26 protein-coding genes are annotated in these 25,200 nt (G+C 72.2%); 3 read left to right on the top strand and 23 right to left on the bottom strand.

Going from position 1 to position 25,200, the window contains the following annotated elements; genetic code table 11:
* From HF519_RS07765 to HF519_RS07725, 9 genes are all read right to left on the bottom strand, one after another.
* On the bottom strand, positions 1-332 hold a 332-nt coding region (locus tag HF519_RS07765), incomplete at its 3' end, for a translation initiation factor IF-2 N-terminal domain-containing protein (RefSeq protein WP_211169680.1).
* Positions 333-489: 157 nt separating this feature from the next.
* On the bottom strand, positions 490-1,293 hold the full coding sequence (locus HF519_RS07760; RefSeq protein WP_211169679.1) for a TIGR03936 family radical SAM-associated protein: 804 nt from the start codon (positions 1,291-1,293) through the stop codon (positions 490-492).
* A 261-nt stretch (positions 1,294-1,554) separates the two neighbouring features.
* Positions 1,555-2,067 carry a GNAT family N-acetyltransferase gene (locus tag HF519_RS07755; protein WP_169411554.1) on the bottom strand — a complete coding sequence of 171 codons (513 nt, stop codon included), beginning with the start codon at positions 2,065-2,067 and terminating at the stop codon, positions 1,555-1,557.
* Complete coding sequence (locus HF519_RS07750; protein WP_169411552.1) at positions 2,060-4,015, bottom strand: TIGR03960 family B12-binding radical SAM protein; 1,956 nt, start codon at positions 4,013-4,015, stop codon at positions 2,060-2,062. The genes HF519_RS07755 and HF519_RS07750 overlap by 8 nt, the downstream gene beginning before the upstream one ends.
* Positions 4,016-4,084: 69 nt before the next feature.
* On the bottom strand, positions 4,085-4,963 hold the full coding sequence (gene dapA, locus HF519_RS07745) for a 4-hydroxy-tetrahydrodipicolinate synthase (protein ID WP_169411550.1): 879 nt from the start codon (positions 4,961-4,963) through the stop codon (positions 4,085-4,087).
* 80 nt (positions 4,964-5,043) lie between these two features.
* Positions 5,044-5,835 (bottom strand): TspO-related membrane protein, encoded by a 792-nt coding sequence (locus tag HF519_RS07740; protein ID WP_169411548.1) that lies wholly within the window; start codon positions 5,833-5,835, stop codon positions 5,044-5,046.
* 46 nt (positions 5,836-5,881) lie between these two features.
* Positions 5,882-6,700: an ABC transporter permease gene (locus HF519_RS07735; protein WP_169411574.1), complete on the bottom strand. Its 819-nt coding sequence runs from the start codon at positions 6,698-6,700 to the stop codon at positions 5,882-5,884.
* 20 nt (positions 6,701-6,720) lie between these two features.
* Positions 6,721-7,551, bottom strand: coding sequence for an ABC transporter permease (locus HF519_RS07730; protein WP_169411546.1), 831 nt, complete (start codon positions 7,549-7,551; stop codon positions 6,721-6,723).
* Positions 7,551-8,474, bottom strand: a complete 924-nt coding sequence (locus HF519_RS07725) for an ABC transporter ATP-binding protein (RefSeq protein ID WP_312859961.1) — start codon at positions 8,472-8,474, stop codon at positions 7,551-7,553. The genes HF519_RS07730 and HF519_RS07725 overlap by 1 nt, the downstream gene beginning before the upstream one ends.
* 76 nt (positions 8,475-8,550) lie before the next feature.
* Here HF519_RS07725 and HF519_RS32230 point away from each other — a divergent pair, with 76 nt between their 5' ends.
* Complete coding sequence (locus HF519_RS32230) at positions 8,551-9,246, top strand: LppX_LprAFG lipoprotein (RefSeq protein ID WP_169411542.1); 696 nt, start codon at positions 8,551-8,553, stop codon at positions 9,244-9,246.
* A 176-nt stretch (positions 9,247-9,422) separates the two neighbouring features.
* On the opposite strand, the gene HF519_RS31060 is transcribed toward HF519_RS32230, so the two are convergent.
* The 9 genes from HF519_RS31060 to HF519_RS07675 form a co-directional block, all read right to left on the bottom strand.
* Positions 9,423-9,986 (bottom strand): GNAT family N-acetyltransferase, encoded by a 564-nt coding sequence (locus tag HF519_RS31060; protein ID WP_169411540.1) that lies wholly within the window; start codon positions 9,984-9,986, stop codon positions 9,423-9,425.
* Positions 9,983-10,393: a nucleoside-diphosphate kinase gene (gene ndk / locus HF519_RS07710; RefSeq protein ID WP_169411538.1), complete on the bottom strand. Its 411-nt coding sequence runs from the start codon at positions 10,391-10,393 to the stop codon at positions 9,983-9,985. The genes HF519_RS31060 and ndk overlap by 4 nt, the downstream gene beginning before the upstream one ends.
* Positions 10,394-10,580: 187 nt before the next feature.
* A complete protein-coding gene (locus HF519_RS07705) occupies positions 10,581-10,976 on the bottom strand; it encodes a DUF4233 domain-containing protein (RefSeq protein ID WP_312859960.1) in 396 nt (131 codons plus the stop codon).
* A complete protein-coding gene (locus HF519_RS07700) occupies positions 10,973-12,481 on the bottom strand; it encodes a bifunctional folylpolyglutamate synthase/dihydrofolate synthase (RefSeq protein ID WP_246242751.1) in 1,509 nt (502 codons plus the stop codon). Before HF519_RS07700 ends, HF519_RS07705 begins: the two co-directional genes overlap by 4 nt.
* Before the next feature lie 28 nt (positions 12,482-12,509).
* Positions 12,510-15,146, bottom strand: coding sequence for a valine--tRNA ligase (locus HF519_RS07695; protein WP_169411534.1), 2,637 nt, complete (start codon positions 15,144-15,146; stop codon positions 12,510-12,512).
* A gap of 124 nt (positions 15,147-15,270) precedes the next feature.
* Positions 15,271-15,966: a hypothetical protein gene (locus tag HF519_RS07690; RefSeq protein ID WP_169411532.1), complete on the bottom strand. Its 696-nt coding sequence runs from the start codon at positions 15,964-15,966 to the stop codon at positions 15,271-15,273.
* Between the two features lie 206 nt (positions 15,967-16,172).
* A complete protein-coding gene (locus HF519_RS07685) occupies positions 16,173-16,481 on the bottom strand; it encodes a DUF6457 domain-containing protein (protein ID WP_211169678.1) in 309 nt (102 codons plus the stop codon).
* A gap of 37 nt (positions 16,482-16,518) precedes the next feature.
* The gene (locus HF519_RS07680) at positions 16,519-16,668 is read right to left on the bottom strand and encodes an MFS transporter small subunit (protein WP_169411530.1); all 150 of its coding nucleotides are present in this window, start codon (positions 16,666-16,668) and stop codon (positions 16,519-16,521) included.
* Complete coding sequence (locus tag HF519_RS07675; protein ID WP_169411528.1) at positions 16,665-18,044, bottom strand: L-lactate MFS transporter; 1,380 nt, start codon at positions 18,042-18,044, stop codon at positions 16,665-16,667. The genes HF519_RS07680 and HF519_RS07675 overlap by 4 nt, the downstream gene beginning before the upstream one ends.
* Positions 18,045-18,174: 130 nt before the next feature.
* On the opposite strand from HF519_RS07675, the gene HF519_RS07670 reads away from it, so the two are divergent.
* Together HF519_RS07670 and HF519_RS07665 are read left to right on the top strand one after the other, a co-directional pair.
* Entirely contained in the window at positions 18,175-19,368 is a 1,194-nt protein-coding gene (locus HF519_RS07670; RefSeq protein ID WP_169411526.1) for a CaiB/BaiF CoA transferase family protein, read from the top strand.
* 249 nt (positions 19,369-19,617) lie between these two features.
* Complete coding sequence (locus HF519_RS07665) at positions 19,618-19,839, top strand: hypothetical protein (protein WP_169411524.1); 222 nt, start codon at positions 19,618-19,620, stop codon at positions 19,837-19,839.
* Positions 19,840-20,034: 195 nt separating this feature from the next.
* Here HF519_RS07665 and HF519_RS07660 read toward each other — a convergent pair whose 3' ends face one another.
* The 5 genes from HF519_RS07660 to tig form a co-directional block, all read right to left on the bottom strand.
* Positions 20,035-20,505, bottom strand: coding sequence for a GreA/GreB family elongation factor (locus tag HF519_RS07660; protein WP_169411522.1), 471 nt, complete (start codon positions 20,503-20,505; stop codon positions 20,035-20,037).
* Positions 20,506-20,751: 246 nt separating this feature from the next.
* Positions 20,752-22,032 (bottom strand): ATP-dependent Clp protease ATP-binding subunit ClpX, encoded by a 1,281-nt coding sequence (clpX, locus tag HF519_RS07655; RefSeq protein WP_169411520.1) that lies wholly within the window; start codon positions 22,030-22,032, stop codon positions 20,752-20,754.
* Positions 22,033-22,264: 232 nt separating this feature from the next.
* Positions 22,265-22,909 carry an ATP-dependent Clp protease proteolytic subunit gene (locus HF519_RS07650; RefSeq protein WP_211169677.1) on the bottom strand — a complete coding sequence of 215 codons (645 nt, stop codon included), beginning with the start codon at positions 22,907-22,909 and terminating at the stop codon, positions 22,265-22,267.
* Positions 22,906-23,562, bottom strand: a complete 657-nt coding sequence (locus tag HF519_RS07645) for a ClpP family protease (protein WP_169411518.1) — start codon at positions 23,560-23,562, stop codon at positions 22,906-22,908. The genes HF519_RS07650 and HF519_RS07645 overlap by 4 nt, the downstream gene beginning before the upstream one ends.
* Before the next feature lie 150 nt (positions 23,563-23,712).
* The gene (tig, locus tag HF519_RS07640; RefSeq protein ID WP_169411516.1) at positions 23,713-25,161 is read right to left on the bottom strand and encodes a trigger factor; all 1,449 of its coding nucleotides are present in this window, start codon (positions 25,159-25,161) and stop codon (positions 23,713-23,715) included.
* Positions 25,162-25,200 lie beyond the last annotated feature (39 nt).

Raw genomic sequence — 25,200 nt, 5'->3', positions numbered from 1 at the left:
GCCTCGGGGGCCTCGGGGGCCTCGGCGGCGGCCGGCTCGCCCAGCGGCTCGCCGGGAGCGTCGACCGCCTCGTCCGCGATCGCCGTCTCGCCCTCCGCGCCGGAATCCGGCAGCAGCGTGGAGACGACCCGCTCGGCCACCGGGCGGGTGACGCTGGACTGCGCGCTGCGGACCTCGACGCCCAGGTCGGACAGGGTCGCGAGCACCTCTCGGCTCGTACGGCCGATCAGTTTGGCCAGCGCGTGTACCCGAAGCTTCTCCGGAAGATCGGCCAGAGCGGGTACGGTGATCGGCCCGCCGGTACCACCGGCAGGCACATTGTTCTTCGACATTCAGCTCCTTCGCCCCCGGGCGCCTTGCAAAGGCGGCCGCACAGGGGCCTTGCGTTCTCTCCCCACGCGGTGCGCGGCGAGCAATCCTCAGCTGCGATATTTCTCGACGACGCACCGGAGACCGGCGGGGCGCCGGTTACGCACCGAACGAGCCCACTCAGACCTGGGTGGTGACCCGGTCCGAGCCGAGCGGATCGGCGAGGCGGCCTCGGTTGTCGAGCCGGCCCTGAGCCATCCGGGTCGCCTTCGCGGGCACCGGCGGCTTGAGACCTGCGACAACGTCGAGTGCGCCCAGCACGTCGTCGGGCCGAACGGCGGGTGTCGTTTGCCGTACGACCGCCGTCAGTATCGCACAGACTGCCCCCGAATCGGCCATCGTCGGGGGTGTGACACCCGACCGCACCGGCGCCGATGGCGCCGGTGCGGCGACATCGGCCTCGACCAGGGCGGCTCGGACGTCGATCTCCCGGCGGCCCGAGGGCGTCACCCGCTCCACGACCACCGACTCGGTCGCGAGCAGCGCCGCGAGAGCGGCCCGGGCGGTCTCCGGCGCGACTCCGGGCAGCTCGACCGACCAGCGACTGGCGTCGATCCGTTCGGCCAGCGGCGCGCCCTCCGCGACGGCCGCATCCAGGACGTCCAGGCCGTCGGGCAGCGCGGCGTCGAGCTCCGCGACGAGCTGCGCGGGATCGACGGGGCGGGTGAGCCCGATCTCCAGGTACTCGGCCTCGCTCGCCGCCCCGGTGGGTGCCGCCCCGATCCAGGACAGCCGCGGATGCGGGCTGAAGCCGTGCGAGTGCGCCACCGGAACCCCCGCCCGGCGCACCGCGCGCTCGAAACTGCGGGCCACGTCGCGGTGCGACAGGAAACGCAACCGCCCGCGCTTGGCGAAGCGCACGCGGATCCGCTGCACCGTGGGCGGAGCGGGGTTCGCCGCCTCACCGGGTCGGATCCGTGCCATGCCCCGAGTCTAGAGCGCCGTCGGACGCCCGATGACGGGGCCGTCGAACAGCCCGGACGCCCCGGCACGGGGCCCACCACGGATCCGGGACACAAGTCCTGGACCCGTCCGGTGAACCGGGACGTGAGCACCTCCGTGACACCTCCGCACCCACGACCACGGCACGGGTCCGCGATCGCGCTGCGGCCCTCCTGCTCGGCGCCCCACAGGTGTAACGCCCCGGCGCCCGGGATCCATCCCGTGCCCGCGGTCGGCGGGGTGCTACTCGGGCAGCGCTCCCGGGTCCAGGACGAGCAGCGAGTCGTCGGCCGGGCTGAAGCCGGCGCGGCGGTAGAACGCCGCGCTGCCTGCGGTCGGTGCGAGCAGCAGCCGCCGGTACCGCCGCCGCCGGGCGTGCTCGACGGCCTCGGCCAGCAGCGCACGCGGCACCCCGCGGTCGGCGAAGGCGTTCAGGACGAACGCGTTGCCGACCTGCCCGATCCGGCCGCCCCGCGAGCCCGGCCGCGGCATGTGCACGATCTCCACCACGTTGATGGACCCGATGGGGGTGTAGCCGGCCCGTTCGGAGCCGACCTCGGCCAGCCAGAACGTCCGTCGCGGCAGCTCCACCCGCCACCACTGCGCGAAGGCGGCCTCGAAGCCCGCGTCGGCCACCGGTTCCCCGGACCGCTCCTCGAACCATGCGCGGCGGAGCCCGGCGAGGGCGTCCAGGTCGCGTTCGTCCGCGACCCGGATCGTGAACTCCGGGGCCGGCCCGGGGCCCGGTTCAGCCACTCGGGAACCGGTTGCCCCCGACGGGGTTCACCACCGTCAGCGGGATCAGCGTGGTGCCGCTCGGGCCCACCTCGATGTCGGTGCCGGTGGACGGGCAGACGCCGCAGTCGAAACACGGCGTCCAACGGCAGTCGTCCTGCTCGCGGCCGTCGAGGGCGTCCTGCCAGTCGTCCCAGAGCCAGTCGCGCTCGAGCCCGGAGTCGAGGTGATCCCAGGGCAGGACCTCCTCCCGGTCCCGGTCGCGGGTGGTGAACCAGTCCAGGCTCACGCCCAGCGGCTCCAGCTCGGCCGCGGCCGCGCCGGTCCAGCGCTCGTAGGAGAAGTGCTCGCTCCAGCCGTCGAACCGGCCGCCCTCGCGCCACACCCGCTCGATGACCCGTCCCACGCGCCGGTCGCCGCGGGCCAGCAGTCCTTCGATCAGCGACGGCTGCCCGTCGTGGTAGCGCATGCCGATGTTGCGGCCCAGCCGGCGGTCGCTGTTGATCGCCGTGCGCAGCTTGCGCAGCCGCTCGTCGACGACGTCGGGGTGCGCCTGCGCGGCCCACTGGAACGGGGTGTGCGGCTTGGGCACGAAGCCGCCGATGGAGATCGTGCAGCGGACGTCGTTGCGCCCGGACGCCTCCCGGCCCGCCTTGATGACGCGGTGCGCCATCCCGGCGATCTCCAGGACGTCGGAGTCCTCCTCGGTGGGCAGCCCGCACATGAAGTAGAGCTTCACCTGGCGCCAGCCCTGCGCGAACGCCTCGGAGACGGTGCGGATCAGGTCCTCTTCCGAGACCATCTTGTTGATCACACGCCGGATCCGCTCGGAGCCGCCCTCGGGCGCGAACGTGAGCCCGGAGCGGCGACCGTTGCGGGAGATCTCGTTGGCGAGATCGATGTTGAACGCGTCGACCCGGGTCGAGGGCAGCGACAGCGACGTGTTCGTGCCCTCGTAGCGGTCCGCGAGCCCCTTGGTGATCTCGGCGATCTCGGAGTGGTCGGCGCTGGACAGCGACAGCAGCCCGACCTCGTCGAACCCGCTCGCCCGCACCGCGGTGTCGACCATCTCGCCGATGCCGGCCAGCGACCGCTCACGGACAGGGCGGGTGATCATCCCGGCCTGGCAGAACCGGCAGCCGCGGGTGCAGCCCCGGAAGATCTCCACGCTGGCCCGCTCGTGCACCGTCTCGGCCAGCGGTACCAGCGGCTTCTTCGGGTACGGCCACGCGTCCAGGTCGCTCGTCGTCCGCTTCTGCACCGTGCGCGGGACCCGCTCGTGCTGCGGCGTCACCGACTCGATGGCCCGGTCCTCGCCGTAGGTGACGTCGTACAGCGACGGGACGTAGCAGCCGTCGGTCCCGGCGAGGCGCAACAGCAGCTCCCGGCGCCCGCCCGGGCGGCCTTCCGCCTTCCACTCCTTGACCACGTCGGTGATCTCGCCGACGACCTCCTCGCCGTCGCCGAGCGTGGCGACGTCGACGAAGTCGGCGATGGGTTCGGGGTTGAATGCGGCGTGCCCGCCGGCGACGACGACCGGGTGGCTCTCGTCACGGTCGGTGGCGTGCAGCGGGATGCCGGCCAGGTCGAGGGTGGTGAGCAGGTTCGTGTAGCCGAGCTCGGTGGAGAAGCTGACCCCGAGCAGGTCGAACGCGCCCACCGGGCGGTGGGCGTCGACGGTGAACGCGGGGACCCCGTTCTCCCGCATCAGCGCTTCGAGGTCGGGCCATACGGCGTAGCAGCGCTCGGCCAGGACGTCGTCGCGCTCGTTGAGCACCTCGTAGAGGATCATGAGGCCCTGGTTGGGCAGCCCGACCTCGTACGCGTCGGGGTACAGGAGGGCCCACCGCACGGCGGTGGACTCCCAGTCCTTGAGCTGGGCATTCAGCTCACCGCCGACGTACTGCACCGGCTTGGACACCCGCGGCAGCAGCGGCTCGAGCGCGGGAAACACGGACTGGACACTCACGCTGAATCAGGGTAGACGCGTCCCCTGCGGTGGCACCGGCCCGCCCTGGCCGGGCCGGTGAGCGGGCGCTCAGGCGAGCAGGCCGGCCATCCGGAGGGCGGCGCGGACGTCCTCGTGGTGCATCTCGTCCAGGGGGACCAGCGGCAGCCGCAGGCCCTCCTCCATCAGCCCCATCTCCGCGAGCGCCCACTTCACCGGGATCGGGTTCGGCTCGGCGAAGAGCGCACGGTGCAGCCCGGCGAGGTCGGCGTCGATCGCCGCAGCGGCCTCGGCGTCGCCCGCGATGGCGGCCGCGCACATCCGCGCCATGGCCTCCGGCGCGACGTTGGCCGTGACCGAGATGTCGCCGTGGAACCCGGCGAGCATGCTGGCCCTGGCGGTGGCGTCGTCCCCGGAGTAGAGCGCGAAGTCCGGCAGGTCGAGCGCGACCAGGTCGCGGACCCGGTCCAGGTCGCCCAGCGCCTCCTTGAGGCCCACGATGTTCGGCACCTCGGCGAGCCGCGCCACCGTCGAGGGCAGCATGTCGCACGCGGTGCGGCCGGGGACGTTGTAGAGGATCTGCGGGATGTCCACAGCCTCGGCGACGGTCCGGAAGTGCCGGTACAGGCCCTCCTGCGGGGGCTTGTTGTAGTACGGCGTCACGAGCAGCGCGGCATCCGCCCCGGCCGCCTTCGCCGCGCTCGTGAGGTGGATGGCCTCACGGGTGCTGTTCGCGCCGGTGCCCGCGATGACCGGCACCCGGCCGGCGGCGATGTCGATCGTGCGCCGGATGACCTCGGTGTGCTCGGCGACGTCGAGGGTCGCCGACTCCCCCGTGGTGCCCACCGACACGATGGCCGACGTGCCGGCCTCGATGGTGCGGTCGACCAGCTTCCCGAGCGCCTCGTGGTCGACGGAGCCGTCCGCCCGCATCGGGGTGACCAGCGCGACGATGCTGCCGGTGATCATTCTTCTCGTTCCTCCGCGCCGCGGGCGTTCCTGCCGACTCGGCACGCTACCCGTCCGGCTCCGGCGGTCCGACGGGCGGCTCAGCCCCAGGCCAGCCGCGCGGGCTGCACCGAGCGGGCGACCCGGCGGGTGGTCGCCGCGACGACCACCACGACGGCCAGCCACGCGGCCACCGCGACGGCGGTCGGGGGTTCGTTGAGCGCGATGCCCACGAACCCCCAGACGACGGCGGCCGCATAGCCGACGACGCTCGTCCCGGTGCCCACCACCCAGCTCACGATCGCGGCCGTCGCCAGCAGCACGGCGACCGCCGCGGCAGCGGCCAGCGCCCCGTCTCCGGGCAGCCCGACCCAGGCCCCGGTCGTGGCGAACCCGAGGACGGTGGCCACCGAGACCCAGCCGGTGTACAACGCGACGGGCACCCGGAACACGGCCCGCTCGAGCGGCGCCGCGGCCGGCTCGCGGCTGAGCCTGCCGAAGACGACGGCGAGGCTGACCAGCAGGCCGATGATCACGAGCTGGGCCAGCGGGAGCAGCCGGGCGCTGAACGCGACGATCCACATCGGGTTCAGCACCGCCGCGACCGCCAGCCACCACCCGGTCCGGCGGTGAACCTGCCGCCCGCGCTGGCCGGGCAACAGCTGGAACACCGCGTAGACCAGGAACCCCGCGTAGATCAGCCCCCAGATCGAGAACGTCCAGCCCGCGGCCAGGATCGGCGTCGGGTAGGAGTTCGCCACCGCGCCGACCGGCTCGCCGAGCGCACCGCCACCGCCCAGGCCGGACACGACGGCCTGGGCCACGGCGAGCACCGCCACCGCGATCGTGCGAACCGCGTCCGCGGCGGTGGCGCTGGGGGTGGTGACGGTCATGCGCACATGGTCGCCCCGGCCGGCGGGTCCGGCCACCCGGCGCCACCTACTTCAGCAGCAGCACGTCGAGCCGCCGGGCCGCGACCGTGATCCCCAGCGCGATCATGACCAGGAAGTACGCCAGGTGACCGAGCAGCCCGAGGTGTACCGCGCCGGTGGTGAGTGCCCGCATCAGCTCGACGGCGTGGAACAGCGGCAGGCACCCCACCACCAGCTGCAGCCACCGCGGGTACACCGACAGCGGGTAGAACGTCGTGGCGAACAGGAACATCGGCAGGATCGCCAGTGTCACGAGGTCGAAGTCCTGCCAGGACCGCATGAACGAGGTCGCCGCCATCCCGATCGCGGCGAACGCGAACGCCACCACGAGTGCGGCGGGCAGCGCGAGCAGCGCCCACGGCGAGGTGAGCAGCCCGAAGGCGGCCATCACCGACAGGAAGCCGGTGGCGTAGAGCCCACCGCGGATCAACGCCCAGCCGATCTCACCGAGAGCAATGTCGACCGGTCCGAGCGGGGTCGCCAGCATGGCGTCATAGAGCCGGGCGTACTTCAGCTTGAAGAACACGTTGTAGGTGGAGTCGAACACCGCGCCGTTCATCGCCGACGCCGCGAGCAGGCCGGGCGCGATGAACGCCGCATAGCTGATCATCTCCCCGCCCGGGCCGGGCAGTTCGCCGACCAGCGAGCCCAGGCCCTGCCCCATCGCGATCAGGTAGAACACCGGCTCGAAGAACCCGGACACGAACGCCATCCAGGTGCGCCGGGACGCGGTGGCCGAGCGGAGCAGCAGCATCCGCGACCGGCCGGCGTAGCCGCCGGCCGGCAGCATCCGCAGGATCGGTGGGACCTGGGGCGGGGCCGGCATCCCCGGAGTGGTCGGGCTGGTCACGGCGCGAGCCTCCGGGCGAACCGGCGGGTCACGAGCAGGGTGCCCACGGCGAGCAACACGAGCAGGTGGGCCAGGTGGCCGGCGGCGGCCACGGGACGCCAGGCGTCGAGCGCGGCGGACCGCGCGAGCTCGGTGGCGTGCCACAGCGGCGACACCCAGGCCACCGGTTGCACGAGGACCGGCAGCCGGTCGATCGGGAAGAACGTCCCGGAGAACAGCGTCATCGGGATGACGACGAACCGGAACAGCGCGCTGAACGCCGAACCCTCGTTCTCCACGGTCGCCGCGAACCACATCACCAGCGACGCCACGGACATTCCGGCAAGGGTCGCCACCAGCAGTGAGACCACGATCCCCACGCTCTGCACACCACCGAACAGCGCGATCACCGCCACGTAGATCGCGCCGGAGGCGAACATCTTGGCGCCGATCCAGCCGAGGTGCCCGACCGCGATCTGCGCGCCGGTGAGCGGCGTCGCCGCCATCGCGTGGTAGCCCCGCTGCCATTTGAACCCGGACAGCACCGGGTAGGTCGACTCGAAGGCCGCGGTCTGCACCGCGGACATCGCGAGCAGCGCGGGGGCGAGCCACACCAGGTAGTCGACCCCGCCGGTGGCCGTCGCGGCGCGGCCGGTGCCGTCGACCAGCGCACCGAAACCGACCCCGAACGCGAGCAGGAACAGCAGCGGTTGCAGCACCGAGGACACGACCGTGGCGCGCCAGTTGCGCCGGTACCAGGTCCAGTGGTGCTCGGCCACGATCAGCGCCCCGCGCAGGCGGCCGGGAGCGTCGGGCGCGGGGCGCGCGGGCACCTCGACGAGCGCCATCAGTCCACCAGCGTCCGGCCGGTGAGCCGGAGGAACACGTCCTCCAGCGACGAGCGGCGGACCAGGGCCGACAGCGGTGTCAGCCCGGCCCGGGCCAGCTCGGCCTGGGCCCGCTCCCCGTCGGCGGTGTAGAGCAGGAACCGGTCGGGCAGTTCCTCGACCCGATCGACCAGCGGTTCGAGGACGCCGGCCTCGGGCCGGGCCTCCGGCGTGAACCGCAGCTCGAGCACTTCCCGGGTGGAGTACCGCTCGATCAGCTCGGTGGGCGAGCCCTCGGCGACGATCACCCCGCCGTCCATCACAACCAGCCGGTCGCACAGCTGCTCGGCCTCGTCCATGTAGTGCGTCGTGATGATCTGGGTGACGCCGTCGCGTTTGAGCCGGTAGAGCCGGTCCCACAGCAGGTGCCGGGCCTGCGGGTCGAGCCCGGTGGTCGGCTCGTCGAGCAGCAGCAGCTCCGGGTCGTTGACCAGCGACCGTGCGATCGTCAGCCGCCGCTTCATCCCGCCCGACAGCGGCTCCACCGGATCGCCCGCCCGTTCGGCCAGCTGCGCGAACTCCAGCAGCTCCGCGGCCTTCGCACGGACGTGCCGGCGGGACAGGCCGAAGTAGCGGCCGTAGATCTCCAGGTTCTCGCGCACGGACAGTTCGGCGTCGAGGTTGTCCAGCTGCGGGACGACGCCGATACGGGCCCGGATCCGGGGGCCGTCGGATCCCGGGTCCATGCCCAGTACCTGCAGTGAACCCTCGGTACGTGGCGAGACGCAGGCGATCATCCGCATGGTCGAGGACTTGCCGGCCCCGTTCGGGCCGAGGAAGCCGAAGACCTCGCCGCGGGCGACGTCGACGTCGATGCCGCGGACGGCCTCGAACGACCCGAAGCGCTTGCGGAGCCCCCGCGCCTGCACCAGAGCATCGGACACGTTGGGCACGCTAACCCGCGCACCCGACAGTCCGCGCCCGGATTCCGCTGTGGGCGAGCACCGCTACCCTGCTGCGGTGAGGTCGAGTCGTCTGCTCACCACCGTGGCGGCCGTCGCACTGCTCCTCCCCGGCTGTTCCGGTGCCCCGGGCGGCCCGGCCGGCGAGCTGCCTGCGGCCACCGACCTGCTGTCCCGGTCGGCGGCGGCGATGGCCCGGCTCACCTCGGTCGGGATGGACGTCCTGGTGGATCCCGGCCTGACCAACGTGCCGGTCCGCGGTGCGACCGGCTCCCTGACCGCGTCCGGCGACGCCGTCGGGTCGGCCACCGTCACCGAGGGCGACGCACCCGTCGAGCTCGAGTTCGTGGTCGTCGGCGGCAGCATCTACCTCAAGGGCCCCACCGGCGGTTTCAGCCCGCCCATCCCGGTCAGCCTGGCCGCCGCCTTCTACGACCCGACGGCGGCTCTCGACCCGCGACGTGGGCTCGCGCGGTTGCTGGCCACCGCGACCCCGGGTGGGGCACCGGCCCGCGAGATCGCCGACGGGATCGACAGCTACCGGGTTCCGGCCGCGTTCGGTCCGGACACGGTGGCCACGCTCGCGCCCGGCGTACGGGGCACCGTGAACGGAGTGCTCTGGATCGACGTCGCGACGTCCCGGCTGGTCAAGGCCGAGCTGCAGGTGCCGGGCGGTCCGGGCGGGGCCACCGGGCCGGTCACGGTCCGGCTGCGCGACTTCGACGCCCCCGTCACCGTCACCGCGCCGGTGTAGCACCGGCCCAGCGGACCGGGCCGCCGCGCCGGCCCGGCTGACGAGCCTCCTCACGGACTTTCGTGGCGCGATGGCGATCGGCACGGCGAGGCCCGGACGGACCGCGGTCGCTCCGGGACCGTCCCGAACCGGCCGGGCGTGACGGCGCCCGGCCGCAGCCACCACCGGGCCGCCGGTCAGGACAGCCGCAGCTGGAACCAGTGCTCGTCGCGGACGTCGTCGGCCGACAACCGCAGCCCGCCCGGGAAGCGACCCACCTCGGTCCACCCGCGGGCGGCGTAGAACTCGGGCAGCGAGGTCCCCCCGCGCGTCGAGATCAGCAGCTGCTCCAGGCCCAGGGCCCTGGCCTGCGCGACGGCCGCGTCGAGCAGGGCCGTCCCCCACCCCTTGCCCTGCAGGTCCGGGCGGACCATCAGCTTGAGCACCTCGGCCCGGTGCGCCAGGACCGGCCCGGCGCCGCGGCGCAGGAACACCGTGCCGGCGAGCGCGGCGCCGTCACCGAGGATCAGCATCTGCCGGCGCCGCGCGGCGACCTCGGCGACGGCCTGCTCGGCCGCCGCCCGGATGTCCTCCTCGGGGGCGTCGGCGGGGAAGCCCACCGCGCCCCCGCTACGGACCACAGCCGTCCACAGCGACCCGAAGGCCTGCGCCATGTCCGGGTGCGGCTCGAAGACGGGGTGCGGCCCGGTGATGAAGGGCTCGGCCGCAGCGGCGTCGCCGGAAGCGGCCGGGCAGGTCACAGGTTCGGGAACCAGAGCTTGATCTCGCGCGCGGCCGACTCCGGCGAGTCCGAGCCGTGCACCAGGTTGTACTGGACCTCCAGACCGAAGTCACCACGGATGCTGCCCGGGGCCGCCTTCTCCACCGGGTCGGTGCCGCCGGCGACCTGCCGCCAGGCCGCGATCGCGCGCGGGCCCTCGGCGACCGCGGCGAGCACCGGGCCGGAGGTGATGAACTCGAGCAGCGACTCGAAGAACGGCTTGCCGTCGTGCTCGGCGTAGTGCTGGGCGGCCAGCTCGCGGTCGACGGTGCGCAGCTCGATCGCCACCAGGTCGAGCCCCTTGCGCTCGATCCGGGCGAGGACCTCGCCGATCAGCTTGCGCTCGACGCCGTCGGGCTTGACCAGGACAAGGGTGCGTTCAGTCACGACGTCCAGGGTATCGACGGGTCAGCCGGCACCCGGCCGCAGGGCGGCCGCCCCGAAGGAGACGTCGAACCGCGGCGCAGGAACGGGCGACGGGCGGCGCGGTCCATGTGGTCATGGCGCGCCGCGACACCCGTTCCGTTACAGGTCGCGGGGGCGCCGATCGGCGGCGGCCGGTAGGGCACCGGCCTCACGACCGCTGGCTGGGCAGCTCCCCACGCGCCATCTTGCGCGCGACGTCCCGGCGCATGAGCAGCAGGCCGGCCCAGACCAGCGCGAACACCACGCCCAGGATTCCCAGCGCCGGGACGAAGACCGCGCACGCGATCATGACGGCCTGCAGGGCGAGCGCCAGGCTCAGCCCCCACGGGCGGCGCTGCAGGCCGGCGGCGACGACCATCGCGACGGCCAGCCCGAGCATCGCGCCGATCCCGGCCGGGGTCGCGCCGTCGCCGAACTTGGGCAGCACCAGCAGCGCGAGCAGCACCACGATCGACTCGAGGATCAGCGTCGCGGCGAAGACCCCCCGCAGTCCCTTCATCGGATCCGGGATCTGCCTCGGCGCCACCGGGGTCTCGTCGGTCACGACGGCTCCTTGCCGAACAGTGCGCGGGCCTCGCCGGCGGTGACGACCGAGCCGGTGACGATCACCCCGACGCCCGAGTCGCCGCCCTCCTCGGCCAGCTCCACCGCCTGCTCGACGGCCTGACCCAGCAGCGGCTCCACGCTCACCCGGTCCGCCCCGAACACCTCGACGGCGATCGCGGCCAGCTCGTCGGGGTCCATCGCGCGCGGCGACGAGTTCGCGGTGATCACGACCTCGTGCACGGCCGGTTCGAGCTCCGCGAGCAGTCCGCGGGCGTCCTTGTCGCGCATGACCCCGATGACCGCCACGAGCCGGGTGAACCGGAACTCCGAGAGCAGGGCGGCGGCGAGCGCACGGGCGCCGTGCGGGTTGTGCGCCGCGTCGGCCAGCACCGTCGGGGCGTTGCGCAGCCGCTCGAGACGGCCCGGAGTGATCACCGACGCGAAGGCCGCGCGCACCGCGTCGGGGTCGAGCGGCTGCGAGGGGCCCGCGCCCACCAGCGCCTCGGCCGCGGCCAGCGCCAGCGCCGCGTTGGACGCCTGGTGTTCGCCGTGCAGCGGCAGGAAGATGTCGTCGTAGTGCCCGCTGAGCCCCTGCAGTTCCAGGCGCTGCCCGCCGACCGCGAGCTCCCGATGCCGCACGCCGAACTCGGCGCCCTCGCGGGCCACCTGGGCCCCCACCTCGGCGGCCCGCTCGACGAGCACCTGGGCCACCGCGCGGTCCTGCGCGGCCAGCACGGCCACCGAGTCCGGCTTGATGATCCCGGCCTTCTCCCGGGCGATCCCGAGCACGTCGGTGCCCAGGAACTCGGCGTGGTCGAGCCCGATCGGGCTGATCACCGAGACGGCCGCGTCGACGACGTTGGTCGCGTCCCAGCGCCCGCCGAGCCCGACCTCGACGACACCGGCCTCGACCGGCGCGTCGGCGAACGCCGCGAACGCCATCGCGGTGAGCACCTCGAACTTGCTCATCGGGGGGCCATCGCCGCGCCGGGCGTCGATGATGTCCACGAACGGCGCGACGTCGCGGTAGACCTGCACGTAGCGCTCGGGGGTGATCGGCCGGTTGTCGAGGTTGATCCGCTCGGTGGCGCGCTGCAGGTGCGGGCTGGTGTAGCGCCCGGTGCGCAGCCCGACCTCGGTGAGCAGCGCGTCGACCATCCGCGCGATGGACGTCTTGCCGTTGGTGCCGGTCAGGTGCACCACGGGGTAGCCGCGGTGCGGCTCGCCCAGCACGTCGACCAGCGCGGAGATCCGGTCCAGCGACGGCTCCATGACCGTCTCCGGCCAGCGCCGGTCCAGCTCGGCGTCGACGGCGAGGAACTCCGCGAACCCCGCGACCGACGACGTCGCGGGGACGACGTCGGGGGTCTCGCCCCCGCGCACGGCGTCGAGGACGTGGGCGATCACCGCGTCCTGGGCGGCCTCCTCGGGCGAGCGGACCGCACCCTCCCCCTCCGGCAGCTCGCCGTGCTCGGGTTCGGTGTCGTCCCAGCGATCCGTCATGCCTGAACCTTTCCGGTGACCGGCGACCTCACGACGCGGGCAGCGCGGCGAGGCGCGCGGTGACCCGCTCGATGTCGGCCAGCGCGACCTCCCGCCGGGCCCGGATGCCCTCGACCACGTTCGCCGGGGCCTTCTCGGTGAACTTCGGGTTGCCCAGCTTCTTGTCGGCCTGCTCGAGTTCCTTCTGCGCCGCCGCCAGGTCGCGGCCCAGCCGGGCCCGCTCGGCCGCCACGTCGATCGCCCCGGAGGTGTCCAGCTCGACGTGCACGGTGCCGCCCGCCAGCGCCACCTCCACGGTCGCGGTGGGCGCGAACTCGTCCCCCGGCGCGTCGAGCCGGGTCAGGAACGCCACGGCCTTGCGATGCCCGCCGAGCCCCACCTCGTCGAGGCCGACCAGCTTGGCCGCCACCGACCGCTTGTCCGGCAGACCCTGCTCGGTGCGGAAACGGCGCACCTCGGTGATCAGCTTCTGGATGGCCTCGACGCGGCCCGCGGCGGCCTCGTCGGGGCGCGCCCCGGTGTCCTCCGCGGTCGGCCACGGCGCGATCACGGCGGACTCACCGCCGGTCAGCCCGGTCCACAGCGCCTCGGTGACGAACGGCGTGATCGGGTGCAGCAGCCGCAGCAGCGTGTCGAAGACGTGTCCGAGCACCGCACGGGTGCCCTCGGCGGTCGCTTCGTCGGCGAGCTGCGGCTTCGCCAGCTCCAGGTACCAGTCGCACAGCTCGTCCCAGGTGAAGTGGTAGAGCCCCTCGGTGGCCTTGGAGAACTGGAAGTCCTCCAGCAGCGCGTCGGTCTCCTCGCGGACCTCGGCCAGCCGGCCCAGGATCCACCGGTCGGCGTCGGTGCGGCGGCTCTCGTCCGGCAGCGGCGCGGTGGGGTCGGCGCCGTTCGACATCGCGAACCGCGCCGCGTTCCACAACTTGGTCGTGAAGTTCCGCGAGCCGGCGACCCACTCGGTGGACAGCGACATGTCCGAGCCCGGGTTCGCCCCGCGCGCGATCGTGAACCGCAGCGCGTCGGCGCCGAACTCGTCGATCAGCGCGAGCGGGTCGATCGTGTTGCCCTTGGACTTCGACATCTTCTTGCCGAACTGGTCCCGGATCAGACCGTGCAGGACGACGTGCTCGAAGGGCGGCCGTCCGTCCATGGCGTACAGCCCGAACATCATCATCCGGACGACCCAGAAGAACAGGATGTCGTAGCCGGTGACCAGCACCGACGTCGGGTAGTACTGCCGCAGGTCGGCCGTGTCCTCCGGCCAGCCGAACGTGGAGAACGGCCACAGGCCCGAGGAGAACCAGGTGTCGAGGACATCCTCGTCCTGGTGCCAGCCCTCGCCCGACGGCGGCTCCTCGTCCGGCCCGACGGCCACGACCTCGCCGTTCGGGCCGTACCAGACCGGGATCCGGTGGCCCCACCACAGCTGCCGGCTGATCGTCCAGTCGTGCATGTTGTCGACCCAGTCGAAGAAGCGCTTCTCCAGCTCCTTCGGGTGGATCGTGGTGCGGCCGTCGCGGACGGCGTCGCCCGCGGCCTTGGCGAGCGGCGCGACGCGCACGAACCACTGCAGGCTCAGGCGCGGCTCGACGACGGTGTCGCACCGGGAGCAGTGCCCGACGGCGTGCACGTACGGGCGCTTCTCGGCGACGATCCGGCCCTGCGCGCGCAGCTCCTCGCGGACCGCCTCACGGGCGGCGAAGCGGTCGAGCCCGTCGAAGCGGGTGCCGGAGTTCGTGACGACGCCGCTGTCGTCGAGGATCGACGGCATCGGCAGGTTGTGCCGCTGGCCGATCTCGAAGTCGTTCGGGTCGTGCGCCGGGGTGACCTTGACGGCGCCGGTGCCGAACGACGGGTCGACGTGCTCGTCGGCCACGACCGGGATCCGGCGGCCGACGAGCGGCAGCTCGATCTCCCTGCCGATCAGGTGCTGGTAGCGCTCGTCGTCGGGGTGCACCGCGACGCCGGTGTCGCCCAGCATCGTCTCGACCCGGGTGGTCGCGACGACGATCGAGTCCTCCCCGTCGCCGTAGCGGATGGAGACGAGCTCGCCCTCGTCGTCGTGGTGGTCGACCTCGATGTCCGACAGCGCCGTGTGGCACCGCGGGCACCAGTTGATGATCCGCTCCGCGCGGTAGATCAGGTCGTCGTCGAACAGCCGCTTGAACATCGTCTGGACGGCGCGGGAGAGCCCCTCGTCCAGGGTGAAGCGCTCACGCGACCAGTCCACGCCGTCGCCGAGGCGGCGCATCTGGCCGAGGATCGAGCCGCCGGACTCGGCCTTCCAGTCCCACACCTTGTCCACGAACTGGTCGCGGCCGAAGTCGTGCCGGGTCTTGCCGTCCGTGGCGAGCTGCTTCTCGACGACGTTCTGGGTCGCGATGCCCGCGTGGTCCATGCCGGGCAGCCACAGCGCGTCGTAACCCTGCATCCGGCGGCGCCGGGTCAGGATGTCGATCAGGGTGTGGTCCATGGCGTGGCCCAGGTGCAGGCTGCCGGTGACGTTGGGCGGCGGGATGACGATGGAGAACGGCGGCTTGCCGCTGGCCGGGTCGCCCTCGAAGTAGCCCCGGTCCACCCACCGCTGGTACATGCCGCCCTCTACCTCGCCCGGGTTCCACTTGGCGGGCAGGTCGGCGGTGCGGGGTGGGAGGGTGTCGGTCACCCCACCAATTCTACGAGCCGTACGCGAGTGGGTTCCGCGGCCCCGTGATCGTGGTCCGGGAAGCCTGAACAGGGCAAACCGCGGTGCGGGGCGCAGGACCGATGATCATGGGCGGATCGGCTCCTCAGCCGGGCAGCAGCACCGCGTGCAGGCGGTCGAACCCCAGCACCGGCGCGAGCCGCCGTCGCCGGACGAGGGCGAGATCCAGGACCCGCACCGACCCGGTCGTCGGCTCGTACACCCGCCACCCGCCCGCGCCGTCCCCGAGCGGACCCAGGACCAGCACGTAGTGCCGGGGCACCGCCGACCCGACCAGGAGCGGCACCGGGTGGCCTGCGCTCAGCGCGACCCCGACCTGCGCCAGCACGTCCTCCACATCGGACGGCGATGCGTCGTCCACCAGCCGTACCCGGTAGGGCCCGGCCCCGGGGACGTTGACGCGCAGCCAGCGCGCCATTCCCCACGGCGTCGTGCCCAGCGCCCGCGGCCAGATCCGGTTGGTCTCGCGGTGGACGCGGCGCTGGCGGTCGTCGTAGCGGATCCCGAAACCGGTGCCGGAGCCTGCCCCCGCCACGGCCCCGTCCAACCGTTCGGACTCCGCCGGGTCCGCCCACGCCGCCATCGCGACGAGCACCGCGCTGCCGCACGTCGTCGGGTCGGCCTGATCGAGCCGGACCCCGCCGCGGCGCTGCTCGCCGAGCACGTCGGTGAGCAGCGAGCGCCCGCCCGGCAGCGCCCGGGCCACGCCGCTCGCCGCCGCCGGGCGCCGCCCGCCCAGCGCCCGCTGCACCCGCCGCGCCAACCCGCTCACCGTGCGCATGGCCCCTCCCCCTCACCTCGGCGTTGTCACGAACGGCACTGTCGTTCAAACCTATTGGCCGAACGTGCCGTTCGTGGCGGCGCCGGCGGGCCTGCGCCGGGATCAGCGCGCGGCGGACAGCGTGGTCGAGGGCGGCGCCGTCCATCGCCCATCTGGACATCACCGCCTGACATCGGTCCGGCGCAGCCGCCCGGCAGGCGCCACGGTCAGCCGCGGACCTCCTGGTCGCCTGCCGGGACACCGCGCTCGGAGTCGCTGTCCCAGCCCTCGGCGAGACCGGTGACCTTCTCGGCGTAGTCGCGGGCCGCGATGACCGGATCGTCGGCCCGGCCGGCGGCCAGCCCGATCAGGAACGCGGTCACCGGGGCGGCCGGCCGGCTCACGCCGTGGGCCACGTCGGAGGTCAGGTCCAGGACGAGGTCCACGGTGGATCCGGTGTCCACGGCACCTTCGAGACCGAGTGCACGGCAGACGGCGGTGACCCACTCGGACATTGCAGTCGCTTCATCGCTCACCGTGGCTCCCTACCCGCAGCGCCCGCCTTCCACCCGTCTAGCTGCCGAACAGCGCCGGGATCTTGAGCAGTAGCTGCCAGAGCCCGTACGTGAACGGTACGAGCACCCAGAGCCAGGCCAGGACCATCAGGAGCACGGGCGGGCGCCCCGTGGTGTCCTGCCCCGCGGTGTTCTCTGCCGAGCTCATGCCTGTGCTCCTGCCTTCCCCTTGGTCGGGGCGCTCGGTTCGTGCCACCTGTCGTTGACCGGCCGGACCAGCTCATTGGCGACGAAGCCGATCACCAGCAGGACGATCATGACCATGAACGCCGGCGTGTAGCGGCCGGGGCCCTCCACGCCCTGCCCGATCCGGGCGTCGGCGATCGCGTTGACGATCACCGGGCCGAGCACGCCCGCGGTGGACCACGCGGTGAGCAGGCGGCCGTGGATCGCACCGACCTGGTAGGTGCCGAACAGGTCCCGCAGGTAGGCCGGGATCGTCGCGAACCCCGCCCCGTAGAACGAGATGATCAGCATCGAGCAGATCAGGAAGACGACCTTGTTGGAGTTGGTCATCAATGTGATCGTCAGGTACAGCAGCGCGCCGGCACCCAGGTAGAGCCGGTAGATGTTCTTGCGGCCGATGACGTCGGACGCCGAGGACCAGATGAAGCGGCCCGACATGTTGGCCAGCGACAGGATCGCCACGAAGCCCGCCGCCGCGGCCGCCACGGCCGCTGCCGGTGAGGCGCCGCGGAAGAAGTCGACGTAGATCGGCGCGGCCCGCTCCAGGATGCCGATGCCGGCCGTGACGTTGAAGCACAGAACGACCCACAGCAGCCAGAACTGCGGCGTCTTGAGGGCGTTGCGCGCCGACACGTGCGCCGCGCTGATCATCGAGCCGACCCGCTGCTCCTTCGGCGTCCAGCCCGCGGGCTTCCAGTCGTCGGCCGGGACCCGGATCAGCAACCAGCCCACCGACATGAAGACCGCGTAGACGATGCCGTGGATCAGGAAGGCCTGGGCGATGCCGTTCGGGTTCGGATCGTCACCGGTGGCCCCGAACGCCTGCAGCATCGACGTCGACCACGGGGACGCGATGAGCGCCCCGCCGCCGAAGCCCATGATCGCGATGCCGGTGGCCATCCCCGGGCGGTCCGGGAACCACTTGATCAGGGTGGACACCGGTGAGATGTAGCCGATCCCCAGGCCGATGCCGCCGATCACGCCGTAACCGAGCACGACCAGCCAGTACTGCCGGGTGTAGACGCCGAGCGCGGCGATGAGGAAGCCGGTGCAGAAGCACACCGTCGCGACGAGCATCGCCCAGCGCGGGCCGTTGGTGTCGACCTTCGTTCCGAACAGCGCCGCGGACAGGCCGAGCATGACGATGCCGAGGGTGAAGGGCAGCGCGCTGGCCACGCCGGAGATACCGAGGCCCTTCTCCAGCGGGGTCTTGAACACGCTCCACGCGTAGACCTGTCCGATGGCCAGGTGGATCGACAGCGCCGCGGGCGGAACCAGCCAGCGGCTCCATCCCGGCGGCGCCACGATGCGTGACCTGTCCAGGAATCCAGCCGCCATCTCGGGCATCTCCTTGGTTGCTCAATGGTCGCGCGGTGAAGCTAGGCCCGGCCAGGCGGTGCTGCAACCGCTGCCCCTCGGGTACCCGGCGACATCCGGGGCGACACCCCCGGCGTGCCTAGGATGGGGCGTGCGCGCCCCGTTGCCCGGCCCGCTGGCCGGAGTCACCGTCGTATCCCTCGAGCACGCGGTGTCCGTGCCCTACGCCAGCCGGCTCCTCGCGGATCTCGGCGCCGACGTCGTCAAGATCGAACGACCCGGGGGCGGGGACTTCGCCCGCAACTACGACGGCGCCTGCGGTGACGTCTCCTCCTACTTCGCCTGGATCAACCGGGGCAAGCGGTCGGTGGTGCTCGACCTCAAGGACCCGGACGGCCTCGCCGCCGCGCACCGGCTCGTCGATCGTGCCGACGTCGTGCTCGCCAACCTCGGACCCGGCGCCACCGCGCGGCTGGGCATGGACGGCGACACGCTGCGGGCGCGGCGTCCGGAGCTGATCACCTGCGAGCTGACCGGGTACGGCGACGGCGGACCGTCGGCGGGGCGCAAGGCCTACGACGCGCTGATCCAGTCCGAGGCCGGACTGCTCGAACTGACCGGTGACGGCCCGGTGACCGCCCGTACCGGCATCTCGGTGGCCGACATCGCGGCCGGCGTGCAGATCCACGCGGCCGTCCTCGCCGCCCTGTTGCACCGGGCCGGTACCGGCCAGGGCGCGACGCTGCGGATCACGCTGCTCGAAGCCCTGGCCGAGTGGATGCACCAGCCGATGCTGTACGCGCTGGGCACCGGTAACCCGCCGCAGCGCACCGGGGGCCACCATGCGTCCATCGCGCCGTACGGGCCGTTCAGCTGCGGTGACGGCGTCTCGGTGCACCTCGCCGTGCAGAACGAACGCGAATGGGGCCGGCTGTGCACGATCGTGCTGGCGCGCCCGGAACTGGCGAGCGATCCGCGGTTCGTCACCGTGCGCGGGCGGGTGCGTCACCGGGAGGCGCTGCACGCCGAGCTGCAGCGGCGGTTCGACCAGTTGAGCGCCGACGAGCTGGGGGCGCTCCTCGACGCCGCCGACGTGGCCTGGTCCCGGGTCGGGCTGGTGGCCGAGCTGCCGGCGCACCCGCAGCTCGTCGCCCGCGACCGGTGGCGCCGCGTTCCGGTGCCCGGCGGCGCCGACGTCCCGATGCTCGCACCCCCGGTGGACTCCTCCGCGTGGGCCGCGCCCGACGGGCACACGGTGCCCGCCCTCGGCGCCGACACCCGGAGCGTGCTGGCCGAGCTCGGCTACTCCGACGTCGAGATCGACAAGCTGACCGCCGCAGGCTGACCCCCACCCGCCCCGCGAGTCGGGCCTTTCCCGTGCGTTGCTCCCATGCCAAGCAGCGGTGGGGTGCGCGGCGGCGCCGACGCGGTTTCCACGGCGACGGTCCGGTGCCGCGGTGCTGCGACGGCCCCGCCGCGAGACCCTCGGCCAAACCGGCGGGACCCGGCCCGGGCGCCCCGGTTACTCTCGTCCAGTGATCCTCTGAGCCCGTATCCGCCGCCCTTCCCTTTCCCCACGATCTCGGAGGTTCCCGTGTCCCAGCCGGCCCCGTCCCGCGCGCAGCAGCAAGAGCCCGTTCTCGACCCGGAACGCGAGGCCACAGAGGTGGACGCCACCGAGGCGGAAATGCCGATGAACCGCGCCGCTCGCCGGGCGAAGGCCAAGCAGGCCGCCCCGTCCCACGTCGGACCCGACGGTGGACCCGTCCGGCAGGGTCGCGGCCCGCGCAGCCACACGAAGCGCCGCATCAGCTGAGCCGGCGCCGCCGCACGACGGCCCACGGCGCCGGCTGCCGCCGTGCGGTGCACCGCCCTGCACAGGACGTCCGGGCCGGGGCGGGGTCACGCCTCGGCCGTCCTGCCGTCCCAGGCCCGCACCCGGGGCCCGCGGAGGCAGGACGGGACATCCTGCGGCGGCCGCCTGAGCAGCTGCCGACCGCGGGACACGCGGCTACGCGGGGCGGCGGATCTCCTCGATCCGGGCCCGCAACCGGCCTTCCGGAGCCCCCCAGCTGATCTCGTCACCCTTCGCCGCGCCGAGCAGCGCCCGGCCCAGGGGGCTGTCGGGAGTCACCTCCGGCACGTCCTCGTCGCGGACGGCGACGACCTGCACCGTGTCGGTCGTGCCGTCCGGGTAGCGCAGTGTCACCACGCTGCCGATCCCGACCCGATCCGGCCGGGTGTCGGCCGGATCCCGCGGCACCGAGTGGAGCAGGTGCAGGATGTCCCGGATCCGCCGGTCGATGTAGTCGATCTCGTCGCGGCGCTGGGTGGTCTCACCCTGCTCGCCGAAGTCCTTCGGCTCGTCGTCGACCTCCAGGTCCTGCTCCAGCACATGGCGCCGGGCCCGCAGCAGTTCGATCTCGTCGAGCAGGGCATGGCGTTCGTCGTGGCCGGGACCCGTGGTCGCCGTCTCTGCCATCGCCACCTCCGATCCGGGGTCGGACCCACCGTCGCAGCCCACGAAGGGCCGGTGCATCCCCCCGTCAGGACGGGAGCGGGACAGTGGATTGAGCCCGTCGGGATGGGCTGAAGTGCCGCCGGCCACGAGCCGGATGCGACGAACCCGGCATCCGGGACGCCGATCAGGCCGCGTGATGCGGGTGGGGCCCCGCCGACGACGAACGCCGGCCCGCGAGATGCGGACCGGCGTTCGGTTCGAGCTGGGTCAGGCCGAGCGTTCCCGGCGCTCACGGCGCGGAGGCGTGCGGGGCACGATCGTCGGGTTGACGTTATCCCGCACGGTCTGCTCGGTCACGACCACCTTCGCCACGTCGTCGCGGCTCGGGATGTCGTACATGACCGGCAGCAACACCTCTTCCATGATCGCGCGCAGGCCACGGGCCCCGGTGCCGCGCAGGATGGCCTGGTCGGCCACCGCCTCGAGCGCGTCGTCGGTGAACTCCAGTTCCACGCCGTCCATCTCGAACAGCTTGTGGTACTGCTTCACCAGCGCGTTCCGCGGCTCGGTCAGGATCTTGACCAGGGCCTCCTTGTCCAGCGAGGTCACCGAGGCCACCACCGGCAGCCGGCCGATGAACTCGGGGATCAGGCCGAACTTGATCAGGTCCTCGGGCATCGTGTCGGCGAAGCTCTCCGCCGACTCCAGGTCGTTCTTCGACCGGATCTCGGCGCCGAAGCCGAGCCCGCGGCGGCCGACCCGGTCGCCGATGATCTTCTCGAGACCGGCGAACGCACCCGCCACGATGAACAGCACGTTCGTCGTGTCGATCTGGATGAACTCCTGGTGCGGGTGCTTGCGCCCGCCCTGCGGGGGAACCGAGGCGGTGGTCCCCTCCAGGATCTTCAGCAGCGCCTGCTGAACACCCTCGCCGGAGACGTCACGGGTGATCGACGGGTTCTCCGACTTCCGGGCGATCTTGTCGACCTCGTCGATGTAGATGATCCCGGTCTCGGCCCGCTTGACGTCGTAGTCGGCGGCCTGAATGAGCTTGAGCAGGATGTTCTCGACGTCCTCGCCGACGTACCCGGCCTCGGTGAGCGCGGTCGCGTCGGCGATGGCGAAGGGAACGTTGAGCAGCTTGGCGAGTGTCTGTGCCAGGTAGGTCTTCCCACACCCGGTCGGGCCGAGCATCAGGATGTTGGACTTCGCGAGCTCGACGCCGTCACTGCCGTCGCCTCGGCCCTTGTCCCCCGCCTGGATCCGCTTGTAGTGGTTGTAGACCGCGACGGACAGCGTGCGCTTGGTGGCGCTCTGCCCGACCACGTACTGATCGAGGAAGTCGTGGATTTCAGCCGGCTTCGGGAGCTCGTCGAGCTTCACCTCGCCGGCTTCGGCGAGTTCCTCTTCGATGATCTCGTTGCAGAGATCGATGCACTCGTCGCAGATGTAGACACCCGGTCCAGCGATGAGCTTCTTGACCTGTTTCTGGCTCTTCCCGCAGAACGAGCACTTGAGCAGGTCACCGCCGTCACCGATGCGTGCCATGAGTGCAGACCCCAGTCCCATCCGGCGCGCCCGGCGGCGCGCCCGCTCGTGACGGTACCTGCCGAGGACGCCCACCGGGGAGCATCGCGATGCTCCGAATCGGCGACGTTTCGGCAGACGGTCGACATCGGGCCGGAATTCGGCGCCGACGGGCCGGTCCGGGGCCGGAATCAGCCCCGGTCCGGCGGTTGAGCCGCTGTCGGTGTCGACATCAGGCCCTGACTAGCAGGCCTCAGCCGACCGCGGACAGCTTCCGGCTCTGGATGATCTCGTCGATGATCCCGTAGTCCTTGGCCTCTTCGGCCGTCAGGATCCGGTCGCGCTCGATGTCCTCGTGGACCTTCTCGGGGGTGCGACCGCTGTGCTTGGCCAGCGTCGTCTCCAGGAGCCGACGCATCCGGGTGATCTCCGCAGCCTGGATCTCCAGGTCGGACACCTGGCCGTAGAAGCCCTCGGTGGCCGGCTGGTGGATCAGGATCCGCGCGTTCTGCACCGCGAGCCGACGGCCCGGGGTACCCGCGGCGAGCAGCACCGCGGCGGCGGACGCGGCCTGCCCGAGGCAGACCGTCTGGATGTCGGGCCGGATGAACTGCATCGTGTCGTAGATGGCCATCAGCGAGGTGAAGGAACCACCCGGCGAGTTGATGTACATGCTGATCTCGCGGTCCGGGTCCGCGGACTCCAGGCACAGCAGCTGCGCCATGACGTCGTTGGCCGACGCGTCGTCGATCTGCACCCCGAGGAAGATGATCCGCTCCTCGAAGAGCTTGTTGTACGGGTTCGACTCCTTGACCCCGTAGCTGGTCCGCTCGACGAACGACGGCAGCACGTACCGGGAGCTCGGCATCTGGAAACCCGGGTTCTGGAACTGGCTCATCGGGCACTCCCGTTCTCGCTGGTGGGGCTGTTCGGGAGCTGACCCGCGCGCGAGATCACGTGGTCGACGAAGCCGTACTCCAGGGCCTCCTGGGCGGAGAACCACCGGTCACGGTCGAAGTCGGACATGATCCGCTCGACGGTCTGGCCCGTGTGCTGGGCGATCAGCTCCGCCATCTCGCGCTTGTGCCGGCGGAACAGCTCCGCCTGGATGGCGATGTCGGACTCGGTACCGCCGACACCCGCCGAGGGCTGGTGCATGAGGATCTGGCAGTGCGGCAGGGCGTATCGCTTGCCCCTGGTCCCCGCGGAGAGCAGGAACTGCCCCATCGAGGCGGCCAGCCCCATCCCGTAGGTGGCCACGTCGCACTCGATGAACTCCATCGTGTCGAAGATGGCCATCCCCGCGGTGACCGAGCCACCCGGGGAGTTGATGTACAGCGCGATGTCCGCCGTCGGGTCCTCCGCCGACAGCAGCAGCATCTGCGCCGCGATCCGGTTGGCGATGTCGTCGTCGACCTGCTGCCCGAGCACGATGATCCGCTGCTGCAGCAGCCGTTCGTACACCGAGTCGGACAGCGTCATCGACGCCGGCGCGGAACGCATCTGCGAAAGGCGGTCCGCGGTACGCGGGCCGGTGTCCTGCTGGCTCACTTCACCCTGCCTTCTACTGGCTAGCTCGCGTTGTCCGGTCCGTGCAGATCCGTTGTGGATCTGTTGGACCGACCCTACGCGGACGCCGGGTCCGGCGTCCGCGAACCGGGGTGTTGTTCGCTGTGGGCGCAGCGGCGCCCGGCGCGGACGTCAGGCCGTGCTGGATGCGGGCTTGTCGGCCGCATCCCCGGTGCCGGCCTCGTCGGCCACCTCGGTGGCCTCGCCGGCCGCCTCGGCGGTCTCGTCCGGGGTCTCGGCCACCTCGGCGGCGCCGTCCTCCGGACCGAGCAGGTCCGACAGGTCCACGGGCTCGCCCGCCGCGTCGGTGACGGTGGCGGCGCGCACCGCCGTGATCAGCGCCTTGCTGCGCCGCACGTCGGAGTAGATGGCACCGAGCTGGCCGGCCTGCTGGATGCGCTGGACGAACTCCTCCGGCGCCATCCCGTACTGCTGGGCCTGGTAGACGATCCGCTCGGTCAGCTCCTGGTCGTTCACCGACACCTGCTCGGCGTCGGCCAGGGCGTCGAGCACGAGCCGGGTCTTGACCGAACGCTCGGCCTCGGCGCGGGTCTCGGCGTCGAACTCCTCGCGGGACTTGCCCTGCGCCTCGAGGAACTGGCCGAACTTCTCCTCGTCGTGGTCGAAGCTGTGCACCGCGTCGTGCAGCCGGGAGTCGACCTCGGCGGTCACGACGCTCTCCGGCAGCGGCACCTCGGTGGCCTCGACCAGGGCGTCGAGCACCCGGTCGCGGGCCTGGGTGACCTGCTCCATCCGGCGCACCCGGCCGAGCCGCTCGCGCAGGTCGGCAACGAGCTCGTCGAGGGTGTCGAATTCACTGGCCAGCTGGGCGAACTCGTCGTCCGCGTCGGGCAGCTGACGCTCCTTGACCGCGGTGACCTTGACGGTGACCTCGGCGTCCTTGTCGGCGTACTCGCCGGCCACCAGCTTGGAGGTGAACGTGCGCGACTCGCCCTCGGACAGCCCGGTGATGGCCTCGTCGATCCCCTCGATCAGCCCGCCCTGGCCCACCTGGTAGGAGAACCCGGTGGTGGTGGCCTCCTCGACGGGGGTGCCGTCGACGCTGGCCGACAGGTCGATCTGGACGAAGTCGTCCTGGGCGGCGGGCCGGTCGACGCCGGTCAGCGTGCCGAAACGGCCCCGCAGCTGCTCCAGCTGCTCGTCGACCTGCTCGTCGGTGACCTCGACGTCCTCGACGGAGACGGTCAGCCCGTCCAGGTCGGGCAGCGTGATCTCCGGCCGGACGTCGACCTCCGCGGTGAAGGCCAGCTTCTCGCCGTCGGCGATCTCGGTGACCTCGATGTCGGGACGTCCCAGCGGCCGGACCTCGTCCGACGCTGTGACGGCCTCGCTGTACTTCGCCGGAATGGCCTCGTTGACGACCTCGTCGAGCACCACGCCGCGGCCCAGCCGGGCCTCCAGGATGCGGGCCGGGGCCTTGCCGGGGCGGAAGCCCGGGATCCGGACCTGCTTGGCGATCTTCTTGTACGCGCGGTCGAAGTCGGGCTTGAGCTCGTCGAACGGCACCTCGACGTTGATCCGGACGCGCGTCGGGCTGAGGTGCTCGACGGTGCTCTTCACGGTGGTACTCCTTGGACGGACAGACAGGAAGCTGTGGAC

The sequence above is a fragment of the Pseudonocardia bannensis genome (assembly GCF_012911875.1).
Taxonomy (GTDB): domain Bacteria; phylum Actinomycetota; class Actinomycetes; order Mycobacteriales; family Pseudonocardiaceae; genus Pseudonocardia; species Pseudonocardia bannensis.
This window is presented reverse-complemented; position numbering and strand designations above follow the sequence as displayed.